Genomic DNA, 15,163 nt, shown 5'->3' with positions numbered 1-15,163 from the left:
GGCTTGCTGTCGCCACGGGTGCCGAGGGGGCTCGCCGGATACGCAGACTGGTCGTGCCGGCGTCCTCAGTCGTCGCCGTCCCCCGTCCTGTCTTCGGTCCCGTCCTGGCGGACCGGTACCAACACGGTGAAGGTGGTGGGGCGTCGGCCGGTCAGGGAGAGTCTGCCGCCGAGGGTGACGGTGAGGTCCCGGGCCAGGGCGAGGCCGATGCCCTCTCCCTCTCCGTCCCCGGTGTGTCCGCGCTCGAAGGGCCGGGTCGTCTCGATGGCGCCCTCGTCGGCGACGTCGAAGGCGAGGGCGTCGCCGAGGTCGCGGACCGTGAAGTGGACGATGCCGCGGCCGTGCACGCGCGCGTTGTCCAGCAGGATGCCGAGGATCTCGGCGACCGGGGCAGCGGGGACGCGGGCGTCATCCGGCGTGTCACCCGCCGTGCACAGCAGCCGCCTGCCGTCGCGGGCGAACAACCCGTACCAGTGGTCCTCGATCTCCCCCATCAGCCGAGCGACCGGCACGGAAGGGACCCGAGTACCGGGCAGTCCAGGGGAACGGGACAGCCGCAGCACCTCCTCCACCGTGCCGTGCAGGCGACGCGTGGTGGCCAGCGCCTCCTCCAAGGCGGGGCGCAGCAGGGCGTCGTCGTCCTGGGCGAGGCCCGCCTCCAGGGTGAGCTGCAGTCCGGTCAGCGGGGTGCGCAGCTGGTGGGAGGCGTTGGCGGTGAAGTCCCGTTCGTGGCGCAGGAGTTCGGTGAGGCTGTGCAGCATCTCGTTGTGGGTGCGGGCGACCTGGTCAATCTCGGCGACGCTGCTGGACGTGGCGCGTGCGCTCAGGTCGCCGGCGGTGACGGCCCGGCTGTGGCGGGAGAGGTCCTCCAACGGGGCGGCCAGCACCCGCGCCTGGCGGCGGGCGACCAGGACCGCCACGGTCAGGGCGAGAGCGCAGGCACAGGCGAGGACGGCCCACACGGCGAGGACCCGGTCGCGTACGGCGGCGCTGGGCGAGGAGGCGAGGACGACGCCGATGACCTGCTCGGCGTGCGACACCGGCACGGCGACGGTGAGGTCACCACCGGAGTGACCGCGCACCACCCTCGCGCCGAGGGCCCGCCGCACCGTCGCGTCACCGGTCCTTGGGCCGCTGCCCGCCCGCAGGCGCAGATGACTGTCGTACAGGCCGAGGTGCCCTCCGACCGGCGGCGCGGGCAGTTCGACCGGATCGCCGGTCGTGTAGTCCGGGCTGACCCGCACGGCACCCGACAGGGCCGCCCGTTCCAGGGTGTCGCGCTGGCCGGCGTACAGGGACGACCTGATCGCCAGCGCCAGCGGGACGGCAAGGAGGACCACGGCGACCAGGGCGGCGGTGAGGGCGACGCGCACGACACGCTGTCTCATGCCCTCATCCTGCGGGCCGGCGGCCTGCCCGGAGGCGATGCGCCACGCGCTTTTGCCGTCGTCTAGCCCTCGGCGTGCCGGGCGTTAACCGGCCGCCTCCTAGCGTCGGTGCCATGACCGATCTCCGGTCGCAGGCTTTCCGGGAGGGCAGTGGCCATGGCTCCTGTACGCACATCCGCCGCCGTAGGACTGGCGCTGGTCGCGGCGGTGATCACCGGCTGTTCGGGCTCCGGCTCGCACTCGGGTTCGAGTTCGAGTTCTGCACCGTCCGCTTCGGCAGCCAGGGGTAGCGGCAAGCAGGCCAATCCGGCGCCCACCGAGTCGAATCCGCCAGGCGACATCCCCGACAACCAGGTGTACGTGGCCTACCGGCCCGGCAGCGGCTTCACCGGCTTCACGGTGAAGGTGCCCGAGGGCTGGGCCCGTACCGGGCAGGGCGCCACGACCGTGTTCACGGACAAGCTGAACACCGTCCGCGTCACCACGGCCACCGCCTCCGCCGCACCCACGGTCGGATCCGTCACGAACACCGTCGTGCCCCAACTCAAGGCGCAGGTACCGAAGTTCGCCGGGCCGAAGGTGACCGAGGTGACCCGGCACGCCGGTCGTGTCGTCCGGCTGACCTACCAGGGCGACTCCGCCAAGGACCCGGTCACCGGCAAGGTGGTGCGTGACGCGTTCGAGCGCTACGCCTTCTACCGGCAGGGCCACAAGGTGGACCTGACGTTGTCCGGGCCGGTCAACGCCGACAACGTCGACCCGTGGCGGATCGTCAGCGACTCCTTCGGGTGGCGGTGACCGTCATGCCCACCCGGTCGTACGACGACGCGCTCACCGCCCGCGAGCTGTACCGTTTCTACCGTGCGGGCGAGGAGGAGACTCTGGCCCTGCGTGGGGTGTCGCTGACGGTGCGGCGCGGCGAGACGGTCGCCGTCGTCGGCCCCTCGGGAGCGGGCAAGTCCACCCTGCTGGCGTGCCTGGCCGGACTCGACGAGCCCTCCGGCGGTGACGTCCATGTGGACGGTGTCCGTATCAGCCACCGGCCGGAGACCGAGCGAGCCCGGCTGCGCGCCCGCCACATCGGCGTCCTGCTCCAGAGCCGCAACCTGCTGCCGCACCTGACCGTACGGGACAACATCCGCCTGGCCCAGCGAGCCGTACGCGGCCGTCCCTCCGTCTCCCCCGAGACGCTGCTGGAGCAGGTGGGCCTCGGCCGGCGCACCCGTGCCCTGCCACGGCAACTGTCCGGCGGTGAACTGGCACGCGCCGGACTGGCCGTGGCCCTCGCGAACTCCCCCGCCGTACTGCTGGCCGACGAACCGAACGGTGAACTCGACGGCGGCACCGAGCAGTTGGTGCTGCGGATGGTCCGGGAGCGGGCCGCGGACGGCTGTGCGGTGCTGATCGTCACGCACAGCGCGGAGGCCGTCCGGATCGCCGACCGGGTGATCACCCTGGAGGACGGGCAGGCCCGGGAAACGCGGGAGGCGAGCGATGTCCGGCACTGAGGTACTCGTCGTCTGCGAGAACGCGGCGCTGACCTTCGGACGCGGCACGACGGCCGTGGTGGCCGTGCACGGGGCCGACCTGAGCGTCCGGCGCGGCGACCGGCTGGCGATCGTGGGCCCGTCCGGGTCGGGGAAGTCGTCCCTGCTGCATCTGCTGGCCGGACTCGAACACCCCACCAGCGGCACCGTCTCCTGGCCCGGCGTCGACGGGAGCCCCGACATCGGGCTGGTGTTCCAGGCCGACAGCCTCGTCCCCGCCCTGGACGTCGCGGAGAACACCGCCCTTCCCCTCGTCCTCGCCGGCCGGCCGGAGGCGCAGACACATCGTCCGGTCGCCGAGGCCCTCGCTCTGGTCGGGGCGGCCGACCTCGCCGACCGGCTGCCCGAGGAGATCTCCGGCGGCCAGGCCCAGCGGGTCGCCGTGGCCCGCGTACTCGCCCAGGAACCACGCCTGATCCTCGCCGACGAACCCACCGGCCGCCTCGACCACGCCACCGGCGCCCGCGTCCTGGACGCCCTGCTCACGGCGGCGGACCGCACGGGCGCCGCCCTCGTCGTCACCACCCACGACCCCGCCGTCGCCGCCCGGCTCACCGTCCGGCGGGCCATGCGCGACGGACGGCTGCTCGCACCGGAGGACACGCCATGATCACCTCGTGGGCACGGAGCCTTGCACGCCATCGAGCCGGACGGCTGCTGGCGGCCATGACCGGCATCGCGCTCGCCGTCGCCCTGGTCGCCGCCCTCGGCTCCTTCCTCACCGCCTCGAAGGCGACCATGAGCCAGCGCGCCGTCCGCTCGGTCGCCGTGGACTGGCAGGTCGAGGTGCAGCCCGGCGCGGACGCCAACTCCGTTCTGCGGCAGGTCCGCACCGACCCCGGCACCCGGGCCGCCCTCCTGGTCGGCTACGCCCGCACCACCGGCTTCACCGCCCGGGTGCAGGGCAGCACCCAGACCACGGGCCCCGGCATGGCCCTCGGCCTGCCACCCGGCTACCGCCACCTGTTCCCCGACGCGATCCGCACTCTCTCCGGCTCGCCCGACGGCGTGCTGCTCGCCCAGCAGACCGCCTCCAACCTGCACGCCGCCCCCGGCGACACCGTCACGGTCCAACTGCCGGGCACCGGACCGCGCCAGGTGCGCGTGGACGGCGTGGTCGACCTTCCTCAGGCCGACTCCCTGTTCCAGAAGGTCGGCGCCCCCACCCAGTCCCAGCCGACCGCACCCCCCGACAACGTCATCCTCCTGCCCGCCGCCCGGTTCACCTCCCTCACCCGCGGCGCCACCGCCCTCACCACCCAGATCCACGTCGCCCGCGACGCCGGACTGCCCGCCGACCCGGCCGCCGCCTTCAGCGCCGTGACCGGCGCCGCCCACCACCTCGAAGCCAAGACCGCGGGCGGCGCCCTGGTCGGCGACAACCTCGGCGCCGCCCTCGACTCCGCCCGCCAGGACGCCCTCTACGCCCAGATCCTCTTCCTCTTCCTCGGCGTACCCGGAGCAGTCCTGGCCGCTGCGCTGACCGCCGCGGTCGCCTCGGCGGGCGGCCAACGGCGCCGCCAGGAACAGGGGTTGCTGCGGCTGCGCGGGCTGCGCCCCCGTCAGATCACCACGCTCGCGGGCCTGGAAGCCGCACTCGTGGGCGGCGTGGGCGGATTCGCCGGTCTGGGCATCGCGGCGCTGACCGGGCGCCTCGCCTTCGGCGCCGCCTCCTTCGGCGCGAGCGCGGCCAGTTGGGTCATCTGGTACGGCATCGCCTTCGTCCTCGGCGCCGCCGTGGCCGCCTGCGCCGTCCTCGTCCCCGCCCTGCTCGACCTGCGCTCGGTGACCGTCGCCGACACCCGCAAGGAGACCGGCGTCCGCGCCACCCGCTCGCCCTGGTGGCTGCGCTACGGCCTTGACTTCGCCCTCCTCATCGGCTCCTGGCTGGTTTTCCGCGCCTCCTCCGGCAACCAGTACGCCCTCGTCCTCGCCCCCGAGGGCGTGCCGACCCTCTCCGTCTCCTACTGGGCCTTCCTCGGCCCGGCCCTGCTGTGGATCGGTGCCGCCCTGCTGCTGTGGCGCCTGACCCTGCTCGCCCTGACCCACGGCCGCCGGGCCCTGGCCCGCCTCGCCCGCCCCCTGACCGCCACCCTCGCCGGCACCACGGCCGCCGTACTGTCCCGGCGCCGCCGGCCGCTGGCCCGCTCCGTGGTGCTGCTCGCCCTGGCCGTGTCCTTCGCCCTCTCCACCGCCGTCTTCAACGCCACCTACCACCAGCAGGCCGAGGCCGACGCCCGGCTGACCAACGGCGCCGACGTCACCGTCACCGAACCGCCCGGCGCCCACGTCCCGCCCGCCGCCGCGAGCACGCTGGAGGTCCCCGGCGTACGGCACGTCGAGCCCGTCCAGCACCGCTTCGCCTACGTCGGCTCCGACCTCCAGGACCTCTACGGCGTCCGCCCCGACACCATCGCCCACGCCACCTCGCTCCAGGACGCGTACTTCGCCGGCGGCACCGCCCACCAGCTCATGCGGCGCCTCGCCCAGCGCCCCGACAACCTCCTGGTGAGCGTGGAGACCGTCCACGACTTCCAGCTCTCCCCGGGCGACACCGTCAACCTCCGCGTCCAGGACGCCCGTACCAAGGCCCTGCGCACCGTCCCCTTCCACTACGCCGGAATCGTCAAGGAGTTCCCCACCGCCCCCAAGGACAGCTTCTTCGTCGCCAACGCCGCCTATGTGGCGAAGGCGACCGGCAGCGACGCGGTCGGCGCGTTCCTGCTCGACACCGGCGGCACCCACCAGCAGCAGATCGCCGCCCACCTGCGCAAGCAGCTCGGCGCCGGCGCCACCGTCACCGACCTCACCCAGACCCGCGGCACCGTGGGCACCAGCCTCACCTCCGTCGACCTGGCCGGCCTGACCCGTATCGAACTCGCCTTCGCCGTACTGCTCTCCGCCGGAGCGGGCGGACTCGTCCTCGCCCTCGGCCTGGCCGAACGCCGCCGTACCTTCGCCATCGCCACCGTGCTCGGCGCGAGACCCCGCCAACTGCGCGGCATGGTCCTCACCGAGGCCCTGCTGCTGACCTCCGGCGGACTGGCGGGCGGCGCGCTCATCGGCTGGGCGCTGTCCGAGATGCTGGTGAAGGTCCTCACGGGCGTCTTCGACCCACCTCCGGCGAGCCTGTCGGTGCCCTCCGGCTACCTGATCCTGACCGCGGGCGCCGCGGTGGCCGCCGTACTGGCCGCCGCCCTCAACGGCATCCGCAGCGCCGGACGCCCGGCCGTCGAGGAACTGCGCGACCTGTGACCGCGCCGTACCGGACCGGCGGGCCGCCCGCTTCTAGGCTGTCGCCCATGCGTATGCCCGTCACCGCCGACCGCAGCCGACCGCGCGTCCTGGTCGTCGAGGACGACGACACCATCGGCCGCCACCTCCACACCGGTCTGCGCGGCAACGGCTACGCACCCACCTGGAGCCGCACCGGCTCCGCCGCCCTGGCCGAGGCCGCGCGATCCTCGTACGACGTCCTGCTCCTCGACCTGGGCCTGCCCGACATGGACGGCCTCGACATCGCCCGCGACCTGCGCGCCCGCCGGCCCGACCTGCTGATCATCATCCTCACCGCCCGCACCGACGACATCGACGTGATCGCCGGGCTGGACGCAGGAGCCGACGACTACCTCGTCAAGCCCTTCAGCCTCTCCGTGCTGCTCGCCCGGCTCCGCGCCCACCTGCGCCGCCGTGCCGTCGCCACGCCGCCACCGGAACCCGTCCGCCTGGCCGACCTCGTCCTCGACGTCTCCGCCCGCCGCTGCACCCTCCACGACGAGGAAGTCCCGCTCCGTCCCAAGGAGTTCGACCTGCTCGCCGTCCTCGCCCAGCACCCGGGCGAGGCCGTCTCCCGGGAGACCCTGATGGCCGAGGTCTGGGACGAGAACTGGTTCGGCTCCACCAAGACCCTCGACGTCACCATGGCCGGCCTGCGCCGCCACCTCACCGAGGCCGCCGACACCTCGGCCCACGCCGGCAGCCTGCCCCGTATCACCACCCTGCGGGGACACGGCTACCGCCTGGAACTCTGACGGGCCCCGGTCGAGCAGCGACCACGGGTCCCCGTCAACTGCGCACCCAGGGCGGCTGAGCAGGTGCGAAGTCCGGGCAGGCAGAGGGTTCGGCGTGGTCGACGGTGACGGTTCCCTCATCGGCGGCCCGCTCGGTGGTGAGCCGGGGCGGCAGAAACTTCGGATCGGTCGCCGTCAGGGGCGACGGTGTCGTGCATCTCCCTGGCGATACGGGCAAGTTCGGCCGCTGTGGCCCTACCCGACCCTCTCGATTGTGAGTTAGGGCGGGCTTCTTTAAGCGTCTACAGATCTGTAGACTGTAGGTGGCCGTGCCGCTGCTCGTGGGCACCGTTGCTTGCGTGACGACGGTCATGTCGCTTTCACGGTGCAGACAGGAGGACGCGGGGTCAGGGACGCTTCCGGACTGCACAATGCCCCAAGACGAGGGCCGGAGCGTCACCCTCTGAGCAGCCCTCCCGTGCAACCGACTCAGCCCGAGCACGGTCGCAGCCAGAGCCGAATCCTTCCACGGTGATGCCATTGCTGACAGCCTCGGCCGCTTTGCTCCCGGTCAACGCGACTCTCGCCTGGGTCCTGGCCGTCCTTCTCGCCGCCGCCGTCGCCGTGGCCGCTCTCGCCAAGCTGACGCCCGATCAGGGCACCAGCCGGGCCAGGGAGATGGTGACCGCCGGCCTGCGCGCGGCCGTCCAGCTCGTGCTGGTCTCCGTGGCCATCGGCTGGGTCGCCCACTCGCCCACCGGACTGCCCGTGTTCCTGGCGCTGATGTTCACCGTCGCCGTGCGTACGGCCGGCCGCCGCATCACCTCCGACAGCACGTGGTGGTGGACGGCCGTGCCGATCGCGGCCGGCGTCGTACCCGCTGTCTCGCTGCTGCTGTCCACCGGCCTCGTGCCGGTGACCGGTATCACGATGATCCCGGTCACCGGCATCCTGATCGGCGGCGCGATGACGGCCACGGTTCTGGCCGGACGGCAGAGCCTGGCAGTGCTGAGGCTGCGTCACGGCGAAGTCGAAGCCGCGCTCGCACTGGGCATGATCGATCGCGACGCCAGGGTGGAGATCGCCCGTTCGGCCGCTTCGGAGGCGCTCGTGCCGGGGCTCGACCAGACCCGAACGGTCGGGCTGGTCACACTGCCCGGCGCGTTCGTCGGCATGCTGCTCGGCGGAGCCGATCCCGTCACCGCGGGCGCGGTGCAGTTGTTCGTTCTCGTCGCTCTGATGGCCGTTCAGGCGGTCGCCGTCGCCACCACCTTGGAGCTGATCGCACGCGCCCGCATCACCGATCTGCCGCGCCATGAGAAAGCACCCGGCCCACGTCCCTTGCGGATCCCGTGGCTCACTCCTCGGCGACGGACCAGACCCGAGCAGGAGAGCCGGACGCAAGCGCCGTGAGAGGCAGTCACGGCAACACCCGCGTGAAGGGCGGCGGGCAGGTGGTCAACGACGACTTGCCCGCCGTATCGGGAGAAGCTCAAGTCCCCCAGCGTGAAGTGCGCGGCACGAGAAGGAGCGCGCCAACCGGTCGCCGGGCCAGACCGGTCATGGGCCCTCCTCGCCCTGGGCGATCTCCACCTGGTGATGAAAGGCGACGACGCCGGTTGTTCCGGCAGCGACGGACAGGACCGTGCAGGCCACCAGGAGGAACGCGGTCCAGCGCGTGGGGCGCGAGCGGCCCTCGGAGGATTCGAGGAGTGCGGTGACTCGCTGCGGAACCGGGCCGGTCGTCGCCGCAGGGGCGAAGTCCGGGCGGGCGGACCGCGCGGCGTTGCTGGCCAGAGCGGCGCGGGCGATGGCCGTGGCGATCAGGCGCCGGTCGCCGATGGCGCCGGCCGCGGCCTCGTCGGCGGCCCGCTCGGCGGCGAGCCGAATGGTGTCGCGGACGGCGCGCAGCGCGGGGTGACCGTGGGCGGAGAGTTCGGCGGCGGCCAGGAAGTAGTGGTGGCCGGCCCGGTTGTGGGCGCGTTCATGGGCGAAGAGGGCTTCGCGCTCGTCAGGTCCCAGGTTGCGCAGCATCGCGGTGGTGACGACGATCCGGTGGGGCCGTCCAGGCAAGGCGTACGCGTCCGGATGGGGCGAGTCGACGACGCACAGGTCGCCGGCGGCAGGGCGGCGGTCAGCCTGTGTTCGGGCGGTACGGAAGGCGCGGGTCTGCAGGAAGGCCGAGCGCACGAGGGTCCAGGCGCCGAGGGTGAGCACTCCGGTGGCCGCCGCGGCGGCGGGGAGGACGAGGTAGTCCGAGGGGGTGCGCAGGGGGTGAACGAGTTCGCCGAGGGCCGCGAAGGCGGGGAACTTCAGCAGTCCCGTCAGAACCAGGGCGCCGAGAGCTGCGACGCAGGTCCCCGCCAGTGCCAGGGCCGAGGCGGTGAGAACCCACAGCGCGGTGGCGGGGGCCAGGCGGCTGAAGGTTCGGCGGGCCAGTCTCGGCGCGAGGAAGGGCAGGATCAACGGTACGAGCAGCAGAGTTGTCATCGCTCGTCACCCTCCAGAAGCCGGCGCAGGAACTCCTCGTCGCCGGGGTTGAGCTGGGCGACGAAACGGGCCAGGACCGTCTTCCGGTCGGCGTCCCGGTCGAGAACGGTGTGCATGCGCCGGGCGGTCAGACCGGGAGCGTCCTGCACGGGAGAGTAGGCGTATCCGCGGCCTTGCCGTTCACGGCTGACGACGTCCTTCTCCTGCAGCCGGGTCAATATCGTCGTCACCGTCGTGCGGGCCAGTCCGAAGCCGAGCCCGGTCTGCACCCGTCCCGGCGTGAGCGGGACACCGGCGGTCAACAGCGCAGCCATGACGGCGGCTTCGAGCTCACCGGCCGGCCGTCTCTCGTCGGTCATGGGGAACGTCCTCACTCCGCCAACGTCTGCAGTTCAACAGACGGTCTACAAAATTGTAGTCGGTTATCTGGCGCTGCCTGCGGACGGGACGAGTGTCGGGCGATGCGGGCGAACGGATCCCGCTCTCCCTCGCCATCCTGGACGCATCCGGCGGCACAGGCCGTTGCTGGAGCGAGGAAGGCGCACGCTGCCGCCGGTTGCGGTGGATCCGCGAGATCTCACCGTCACCATGGCCAACCCCGATGTCTCGGCGCACTCCAGCGGCCTGCCCCCGCATCACCACCCTGCCGAGCCGTGACGGCTACCACCTGAAACACCAGGGCGCAGTCAACGCTCCTCGGCGGCTGCCTCCATAGGCGCCGCTTCCAGGGAATCGGCCCGGAGGTATCGTGTGCCGATCATTCCGACGACTCCCGCGAGGAGAATTCCCAGGACGAGGCTGATGGGTCCCGTACCCAATTGAAGTCCGTCCCCATAAGGGGCAGGTACGGAAAGCCAGTCCGCGACGGAGGCGCCCAGGGGGCGGGTAATGGTGTAGGCGAACCAGAAAGCCAGGACCTCGTTGAGACGGAACCAGCGATAGCCGGCTGCCGGGATCAGAATGATCCCCAGGAAGACGAAGGACGAGGCCAGGGTGCCGAGTCCCAGGGTCACGGCCGCGAAATCGCCCGCGGCTGTTCCCAGGGCGAAGGTGCACAGGACGGTCAGCCAGTAGAACAGCTCACGCAGACGGTTGTTGATGCTGTGCACGTCCAGTGTGCGCTGTGTCGCGTACCAGGCGGCGAAGACACCGATCTGGACGGCCACCAGCATCAGCGTGGAGGCGTAGAGCGGCATCCCCAGATCCTTGTTCAGGAAGTCCGCCGACATCGTCCCGAAAATACTCACCGCCGTCACCGCAAGCCAGTAGACCCACGGGGTGTACTTCGTGGTGGCGAACTGCACGGCCAGGCACACGAGGAGCAGGCCGAGGCCCATGAGCATGGCCGCATGCTGTCCGATGTAGTCGTTGAAGAAGACGTAGTCCGAGAAGGACTCGCCGAATCCAGTGGTGCAGAGTTTCGCGATCCAGAAGATGAGAGCGATCTCCGGCACCTTCATGGCCATGGTTGCTGGTCGTGTTCTCATGTCGCGAAGCTAGAAGCGACCCCGGGACCGGCACATCCAACGATGGTGGTCATTTTCCGGCGGATGTAAGACCTTCGATTGACGCCCCCGGGACCGCCCGTCCGTAATGTCGGCGGGGTGAAGCACCTCCAGCCGGCGCACCGACTGTTCCGGGACCGCCCGCCGCTCTCCCTCATACTGCTGCTCGGGCCGCCCGTCCTGTGCGCCGTCGCCGCGTCGCACGAGTTGCTCTACAACCGGTCCGGCGCACTGAACTGGGTGCTGGCGATCGCGGTGATCTGTCCCCTCGTGCTGCGCCGCCGGGCACCGGTCGTCGTGTTCTGGTTCTGCTGGGCCGTGGCAATGGCGACGTGGGCGCTCGACACGGTCTCGTTCTCCGAGTTCGCGGTGCTCGTCGCGCTCTACACCGTCGCCGCCCACCGCAGTCTGCGGCACTCGCTCACCGCCGCGGCGGCCGTCGAACTCGGTGTCGTCCTGGTGGCGGTGCGGTTCGCCCCGGCCGGAAGCATCAACGACGCCTTCGTCATCCTCAGCGGGCTGGCCGCCGCGGCGTTCTTCCTCGGCACCACCGTGCGGGCCCAGCGCCGCTATCTCGCCTCCATCGAGGACCGCGCGCAACGCCTGGAACAGGAGCGCGCCCAGCAGGCTCAACTCGCCGCCGCGGCCGAACGCACCCGGATCGCGCGGGAGATGCACGACATCGTCGCCCACGGCCTGGTCGTCGTCGTCGCCCTCTCCGAGGCCGCGGCGGCGACCACCGCGACCGATCCGGAAGGTGCCCGCGGGAAGATGCTCCAGGCCGCGTCGACCGGCCGGCAGTCCCTCGCCGGAATGCGCCGCCTCCTCGGCGTCCTGCGGGCCGACGACGGTGGTGACCGGGCCCCGCAGCCCGACCTCGGCTCGCTCAAGGCCCTGGTGGACGAGACCCGCGGCACCGGCCTGGACGTCCGGCTGACCGAGACCGGCAGCCCGGAGACCCTGAGCGCGGAGGCACAGACGACGCTCTTCCGGATCCTGCAGGAGTCGCTCACGAATGTCGTCAAGCACGCGCGGGACGCCTCGACGGTGGACGTCGTCCTGCAATGCGGCGGTGACCTGGTCGGCTTCAGTGTCACCGACGACGGCAGGCCCGCCCCCGGGGGCCGCTCGGAAGGAAGCGCCGGCAACGGGTTGACCGGGATGCGGGAACGGGTCGCGATGTTCGATGGCGACCTCCGGGCGGGTCCCACCGTGTCCGGGTGGGTCGTCTCGGGCGAGCTGAAGCTGGGGGAACCGCAATGACGGTTTCGGTTCTCCTCGCCGACGACCAGGCACTCATCCGCATGGCCTTCCGCAGCCTCCTCGACACGATGCCGGACATCACCGTCGTCGGCGAAGCCGCCAACGGACAGGAAGCGGTCGACCTCACGCGGCGCACGCGGCCGGACGCGGTGCTCATGGACGTACGCATGCCCGTCATGGACGGCATCGAAGCGACCCGCCGCATCACCTCCCACACAGCCTCCCGCGTCCTCATCCTCACCACCTTCGACCTCGACGAGTACGCCTTCGAGGGCCTCCGCGCCGGTGCCTGCGGATTCCTCCTCAAGGACGTCGTCCCGGCCGTGCTCCAGGCGGCGATCCGGGCCGTGGCCTCCGGCGACGCCGTCCTCACCCCGCGCATCACCCGCGGTCTCGTCGACCGCTTCGCCCAGATCGCCCCGTGGCCCCGCGCAGACGACGCAGGCGCACTCTTCGCCCGACTGACGGCCCGCGAAAAGGACGTGTTCCACCTCATCGCCGCCGGACTGTCGAACGCGGAGATCGCCGAACGTCTCTTCCTCACCGAGGCCACCGTCAAGACCCACATCACCCGCATCCTCACCAAACTGCAGCTCCGCGACCGGGTCCAGGTCGTCATCTTCGCCTACGAACACCAGCTGCGCACGCACGGCGGATAGCCTCCAGTCTCGCCATTCTCGTGATCGGTTGTCGGGTTGCGGGTGCCGTTGCGTGAGGTTGGCCGGTCGTCAGGAGCCGGCGGATGGGATGACCCCGCATCCAGGCACAGGACGGGTAGACGCTCGTCCCGGCCTACGGCACTCAGTTACGGACTGCGAAGAGGCATCACTCGGGGGCAGACCCTGACGGTGCGCCGAGTCGGCCTATCCACCTCACCCGCGATTCATCGAAGTGCGGCCCAGACATGACGAGGGCCTCTCGCGACTGCGCCACCCGGGCATCGACGCCATGCCGACCACGACCGCACCCGGGGCACCGCCTACGCCGCCTCGCTCACCGCATGGCTGGGCGCCGTGGGCAGCGTCGGCGAGACTGCGCAACGATTGACGATCCAGCCCGACGCCCTGAGGTACCGGCTGCCCCACGCACGGGAGCTGTTCAGCCTGGACCCACCCGGACGACCCGCTGTCACGCCGGCCTCAACTCCGCCTTGGACGACTGCCGCTGGAGCCAGCCACCAGAGTAGGTAAGCCGATCGCGGCCCCGAAGCGTTCAGGGGGTGTGAAGCAGTTGGAGTTCAGCGAGTTCTACGAGGCCAATCGGGACGTCTGCCTGCGGGCGGTGCTGGCCGGGGTGGGTGATCGGCAGTTGGCCGAGGACCTGGTCGCCGAGGCGTTCACCCGCGCCTGGACGTCGTGGCACGTGGTGCGCCGGCACCCCGCGCCCCGCGCCTGGGTGGTCCGGACCGCGTTCAACACCCGGGTGTCGTGGTGGCGCAGACGGCGGCGCGAGGTCGCCATCGACATCGTCCCCGACACCCCAGAGGTCGCCGCCCGTGACCGCGGTCCGGACACCGGGCTGGACCCCGACCTGCTCGCCGCGCTGCGCGGCCTACCGCAGCGGCAGCGCGAGGTGATCGCGTTCCGGGTCTTCCTCGACCTCGACACCAAGGCCACGGCCACGGCTCTGGGGATAGCACCCGGAACCGTCACCGCCCATCTGGCCCGGGCCGTCGCGACCCTGCGCGGCCACTTCGTGAGCACGGACAATCTGGAGGTCAGGCCATGAGCCCGCACAGCATGAACGAGGACACCACCGAGGCCGAGCAGGTCCTGGGCGCCCTGCGGCAGTCCATGGACGGCGTCACCATGGACGCCCCGGTCGAGCGGATCGCCGCGGCAGGCCGGGCCCGGTCCCGGCGGCAGCGCCTCGCCAAGGTCTCCCTCGTCGCCGCGGCGGCAGCCGGGCTGGCGCTCGGCGTCAGCAGCTACGGCAATCCGGCGACCGCCCCGCCCGCTGCCGGGAACAGCACCGGGGCGGGTTCCGTGCACATCCACACCGTCGCGTTCAGCGTGGACACCAAGACTGACGGCACGGTCCACGTCAGCTGGGACAAGGCGAAGTACTTCAGCGACCACGCCGGCCTCCAGGCGGCCCTGGCCAAGGCCGGGCTCCCGGTGACCATCAAGGTCGGCGAGTTCTGCCTGGGGCCCGGCGACGACGCGAGCCTGGACCACGGCCAGGGCCCCGGAGTCACGCAGGTCATGAAAGGCGAACGGCAGAGCAACGGCAGGGTCGACCTGGTGTTCACCCCCTCGGCGATGCCCGCGGGCAAGCAGCTCTTCATCGGCTACCTCAACGCCGCCCAGCTGGCCGCCAGCGGGGGCCGACCCGGCTCCGTCGAGCGCCTGGTCCCGACCGGCGTCACCCTGAACTGCACCACCCAGGCGCCGACGCACGACTGACAACCGCACCCGCGAGTGATCTGTGGGTATGCGGGCCTGATGGTTCGGCTGGTGGATGGTCAGCCGGCCGGATCGCGGGCGAGCACGAATTCGGTGCTGTGCTCGCGGCGGGTGGGTCGCGTGGGGCAGCGCGGTCAGAGATCAGGCCGGCGATTGCCCGGTGGGTCTGCGTGCAGGTCTCGCGGCATCCGGTGAATCTGCGCATCAGTGCCCACTGGCGTAGCTCGGCGATCGCCCGGCCGACAGTCGAGGAGCCGACGCCGTAGGCCACGGCGAGCGCCTCGTGGGTGAGGCCGCTGCGCAGGTGGACGAGCGTGACCACCAGCCGGTCACGGAAAGTGAGTTCGTACTTCGGTCCCGCGCCGGCCTACCTGCGGCGAGCACCACGGCGCCGGTCTTGACGCCCGCAATCGCAGCGCGCCTGCCACTGGGGTTCGAGTTCATCGAGCAACTCACACCGCAGAAGGCAGGATTGGACAAGGCCGCGCGGGCCCACTCCTTGTTCACGCCTGAAGAACCCGTGCGGCCCTCGTCATGTCACGGCCGCACCTCGAT

General features: G+C 71.6%; 14 protein-coding genes and 2 pseudogenes. 11 read left to right on the top strand and 5 right to left on the bottom strand.

Translation table 11 applies throughout. From position 1 onward, the window contains the following. Positions 1 to 65 precede the first annotated feature (65 nt). Positions 66 to 1,388 carry a sensor histidine kinase gene (locus OHT77_RS15300; RefSeq protein WP_328828970.1) on the bottom strand — a complete coding sequence of 441 codons (1,323 nt, stop codon included), beginning with the start codon at positions 1,386 to 1,388 and terminating at the stop codon, positions 66 to 68. 156 nt (positions 1,389 to 1,544) lie between these two features. Between OHT77_RS15300 and OHT77_RS15295 the strand changes: the two genes are divergently transcribed. The 6 genes from OHT77_RS15295 (at position 1,545) to OHT77_RS15270 (ending at position 8,358) form a co-directional block, all read left to right on the top strand. Beyond that, complete coding sequence (locus OHT77_RS15295; RefSeq protein WP_328828967.1) at positions 1,545 to 2,186, top strand: hypothetical protein; 642 nt, start codon at positions 1,545 to 1,547, stop codon at positions 2,184 to 2,186. A gap of 5 nt (positions 2,187 to 2,191) precedes the next feature. Beyond that, on the top strand, positions 2,192 to 2,896 hold the full coding sequence (locus OHT77_RS15290) for an ABC transporter ATP-binding protein (RefSeq protein ID WP_328834247.1): 705 nt from the start codon (positions 2,192 to 2,194) through the stop codon (positions 2,894 to 2,896). Next, positions 2,883 to 3,545 carry an ABC transporter ATP-binding protein gene (locus tag OHT77_RS15285; RefSeq protein WP_328828966.1) on the top strand — a complete coding sequence of 221 codons (663 nt, stop codon included), beginning with the start codon at positions 2,883 to 2,885 and terminating at the stop codon, positions 3,543 to 3,545. Before OHT77_RS15290 ends, OHT77_RS15285 begins: the two co-directional genes overlap by 14 nt. After that, complete coding sequence (locus tag OHT77_RS15280) at positions 3,542 to 6,190, top strand: ABC transporter permease (protein WP_328828964.1); 2,649 nt, start codon at positions 3,542 to 3,544, stop codon at positions 6,188 to 6,190. Before OHT77_RS15285 ends, OHT77_RS15280 begins: the two co-directional genes overlap by 4 nt. 47 nt (positions 6,191 to 6,237) lie before the next feature. After that, positions 6,238 to 6,966 (top strand): response regulator transcription factor, encoded by a 729-nt coding sequence (locus tag OHT77_RS15275; protein WP_328828962.1) that lies wholly within the window; start codon positions 6,238 to 6,240, stop codon positions 6,964 to 6,966. Positions 6,967 to 7,479: 513 nt separating this feature from the next. Next, positions 7,480 to 8,358 carry an ABC transporter permease gene (locus OHT77_RS15270; RefSeq protein ID WP_328828961.1) on the top strand — a complete coding sequence of 293 codons (879 nt, stop codon included), beginning with the start codon at positions 7,480 to 7,482 and terminating at the stop codon, positions 8,356 to 8,358. Between the two features lie 147 nt (positions 8,359 to 8,505). Here OHT77_RS15270 and OHT77_RS15265 read toward each other — a convergent pair whose 3' ends face one another. From OHT77_RS15265 to OHT77_RS15255, 3 genes are all read right to left on the bottom strand, one after another. After that, a complete protein-coding gene (locus OHT77_RS15265) occupies positions 8,506 to 9,435 on the bottom strand; it encodes a M48 family metalloprotease (RefSeq protein ID WP_328828960.1) in 930 nt (309 codons plus the stop codon). After that, positions 9,432 to 9,794, bottom strand: a complete 363-nt coding sequence (locus OHT77_RS15260) for a BlaI/MecI/CopY family transcriptional regulator (RefSeq protein ID WP_328828959.1) — start codon at positions 9,792 to 9,794, stop codon at positions 9,432 to 9,434. Before OHT77_RS15260 ends, OHT77_RS15265 begins: the two co-directional genes overlap by 4 nt. A 327-nt stretch (positions 9,795 to 10,121) precedes the next feature. Next, the gene (locus OHT77_RS15255) at positions 10,122 to 10,922 is read right to left on the bottom strand and encodes a COG4705 family protein (protein ID WP_328828957.1); all 801 of its coding nucleotides are present in this window, start codon (positions 10,920 to 10,922) and stop codon (positions 10,122 to 10,124) included. Positions 10,923 to 11,039: 117 nt separating this feature from the next. On the opposite strand from OHT77_RS15255, the gene OHT77_RS15250 reads away from it, so the two are divergent. The 5 genes and pseudogenes from OHT77_RS15250 to OHT77_RS15235 all read left to right on the top strand — a co-directional run bounded on the left by OHT77_RS15250 (position 11,040) and on the right by OHT77_RS15235 (position 14,608). Continuing rightward, positions 11,040 to 12,203 carry a sensor histidine kinase gene (locus OHT77_RS15250; protein WP_328828956.1) on the top strand — a complete coding sequence of 388 codons (1,164 nt, stop codon included), beginning with the start codon at positions 11,040 to 11,042 and terminating at the stop codon, positions 12,201 to 12,203. Then, positions 12,200 to 12,862 carry a response regulator transcription factor gene (locus OHT77_RS15245; RefSeq protein WP_328828954.1) on the top strand — a complete coding sequence of 221 codons (663 nt, stop codon included), beginning with the start codon at positions 12,200 to 12,202 and terminating at the stop codon, positions 12,860 to 12,862. Before OHT77_RS15250 ends, OHT77_RS15245 begins: the two co-directional genes overlap by 4 nt. A 339-nt stretch (positions 12,863 to 13,201) precedes the next feature. Further along, positions 13,202 to 13,393: pseudogene (locus OHT77_RS45020) on the top strand (hypothetical protein); the annotation flags it as partial. 31 nt (positions 13,394 to 13,424) lie between these two features. After that, entirely contained in the window at positions 13,425 to 13,931 is a 507-nt protein-coding gene (locus tag OHT77_RS15240) for a sigma-70 family RNA polymerase sigma factor (protein WP_328828953.1), read from the top strand. Next, positions 13,928 to 14,608, top strand: coding sequence for a hypothetical protein (locus tag OHT77_RS15235; RefSeq protein WP_328828952.1), 681 nt, complete (start codon positions 13,928 to 13,930; stop codon positions 14,606 to 14,608). The genes OHT77_RS15240 and OHT77_RS15235 overlap by 4 nt, the downstream gene beginning before the upstream one ends. On the opposite strand, the pseudogene OHT77_RS45015 reads toward OHT77_RS15235, so the two are convergent. Further along, positions 14,568 to 14,942: pseudogene (locus tag OHT77_RS45015) on the bottom strand (transposase family protein); the annotation flags it as partial. The gene OHT77_RS15235 and the pseudogene OHT77_RS45015 sit on opposite strands and share 41 nt — an antisense overlap. Between the last annotated feature and the right edge of the window lie 221 nt (positions 14,943 to 15,163).

The organism is Streptomyces sp. NBC_00252, from assembly GCF_036187565.1.
Classification (GTDB): Bacteria; Actinomycetota; Actinomycetes; order Streptomycetales; family Streptomycetaceae; genus Streptomyces.
Note: the sequence above shows the minus strand (reverse complement) of the source record. Positions and strands in the feature narration are given on the sequence as shown.

What these genes read in the sequence shown, in the direction of transcription:
- OHT77_RS15300 (WP_328828970.1), bottom strand. Translation starts at nt 1,388, where the DNA reads ATGAGACAGCGTGTCGTGCGCGTCGCCCTCACCGCCGCCCTGGTCGCC.
- OHT77_RS15295 (WP_328828967.1), top strand. Translation starts at nt 1,545, where the DNA reads ATGGCTCCTGTACGCACATCCGCCGCCGTAGGACTGGCGCTGGTCGCG.
- OHT77_RS15290 (WP_328834247.1), top strand. Translation starts at nt 2,192, where the DNA reads ATGCCCACCCGGTCGTACGACGACGCGCTCACCGCCCGCGAGCTGTAC.
- OHT77_RS15285 (WP_328828966.1), top strand. Translation starts at nt 2,883, where the DNA reads ATGTCCGGCACTGAGGTACTCGTCGTCTGCGAGAACGCGGCGCTGACC.
- OHT77_RS15280 (WP_328828964.1), top strand. Translation starts at nt 3,542, where the DNA reads ATGATCACCTCGTGGGCACGGAGCCTTGCACGCCATCGAGCCGGACGG.
- OHT77_RS15275 (WP_328828962.1), top strand. Translation starts at nt 6,238, where the DNA reads ATGCGTATGCCCGTCACCGCCGACCGCAGCCGACCGCGCGTCCTGGTC.
- OHT77_RS15270 (WP_328828961.1), top strand. Translation starts at nt 7,480, where the DNA reads ATGCCATTGCTGACAGCCTCGGCCGCTTTGCTCCCGGTCAACGCGACT.
- OHT77_RS15265 (WP_328828960.1), bottom strand. Translation starts at nt 9,435, where the DNA reads ATGACAACTCTGCTGCTCGTACCGTTGATCCTGCCCTTCCTCGCGCCG.
- OHT77_RS15260 (WP_328828959.1), bottom strand. Translation starts at nt 9,794, where the DNA reads ATGACCGACGAGAGACGGCCGGCCGGTGAGCTCGAAGCCGCCGTCATG.
- OHT77_RS15255 (WP_328828957.1), bottom strand. Translation starts at nt 10,922, where the DNA reads ATGAGAACACGACCAGCAACCATGGCCATGAAGGTGCCGGAGATCGCT.
- OHT77_RS15245 (WP_328828954.1), top strand. Translation starts at nt 12,200, where the DNA reads ATGACGGTTTCGGTTCTCCTCGCCGACGACCAGGCACTCATCCGCATG.
- OHT77_RS15235 (WP_328828952.1), top strand. Translation starts at nt 13,928, where the DNA reads ATGAGCCCGCACAGCATGAACGAGGACACCACCGAGGCCGAGCAGGTC.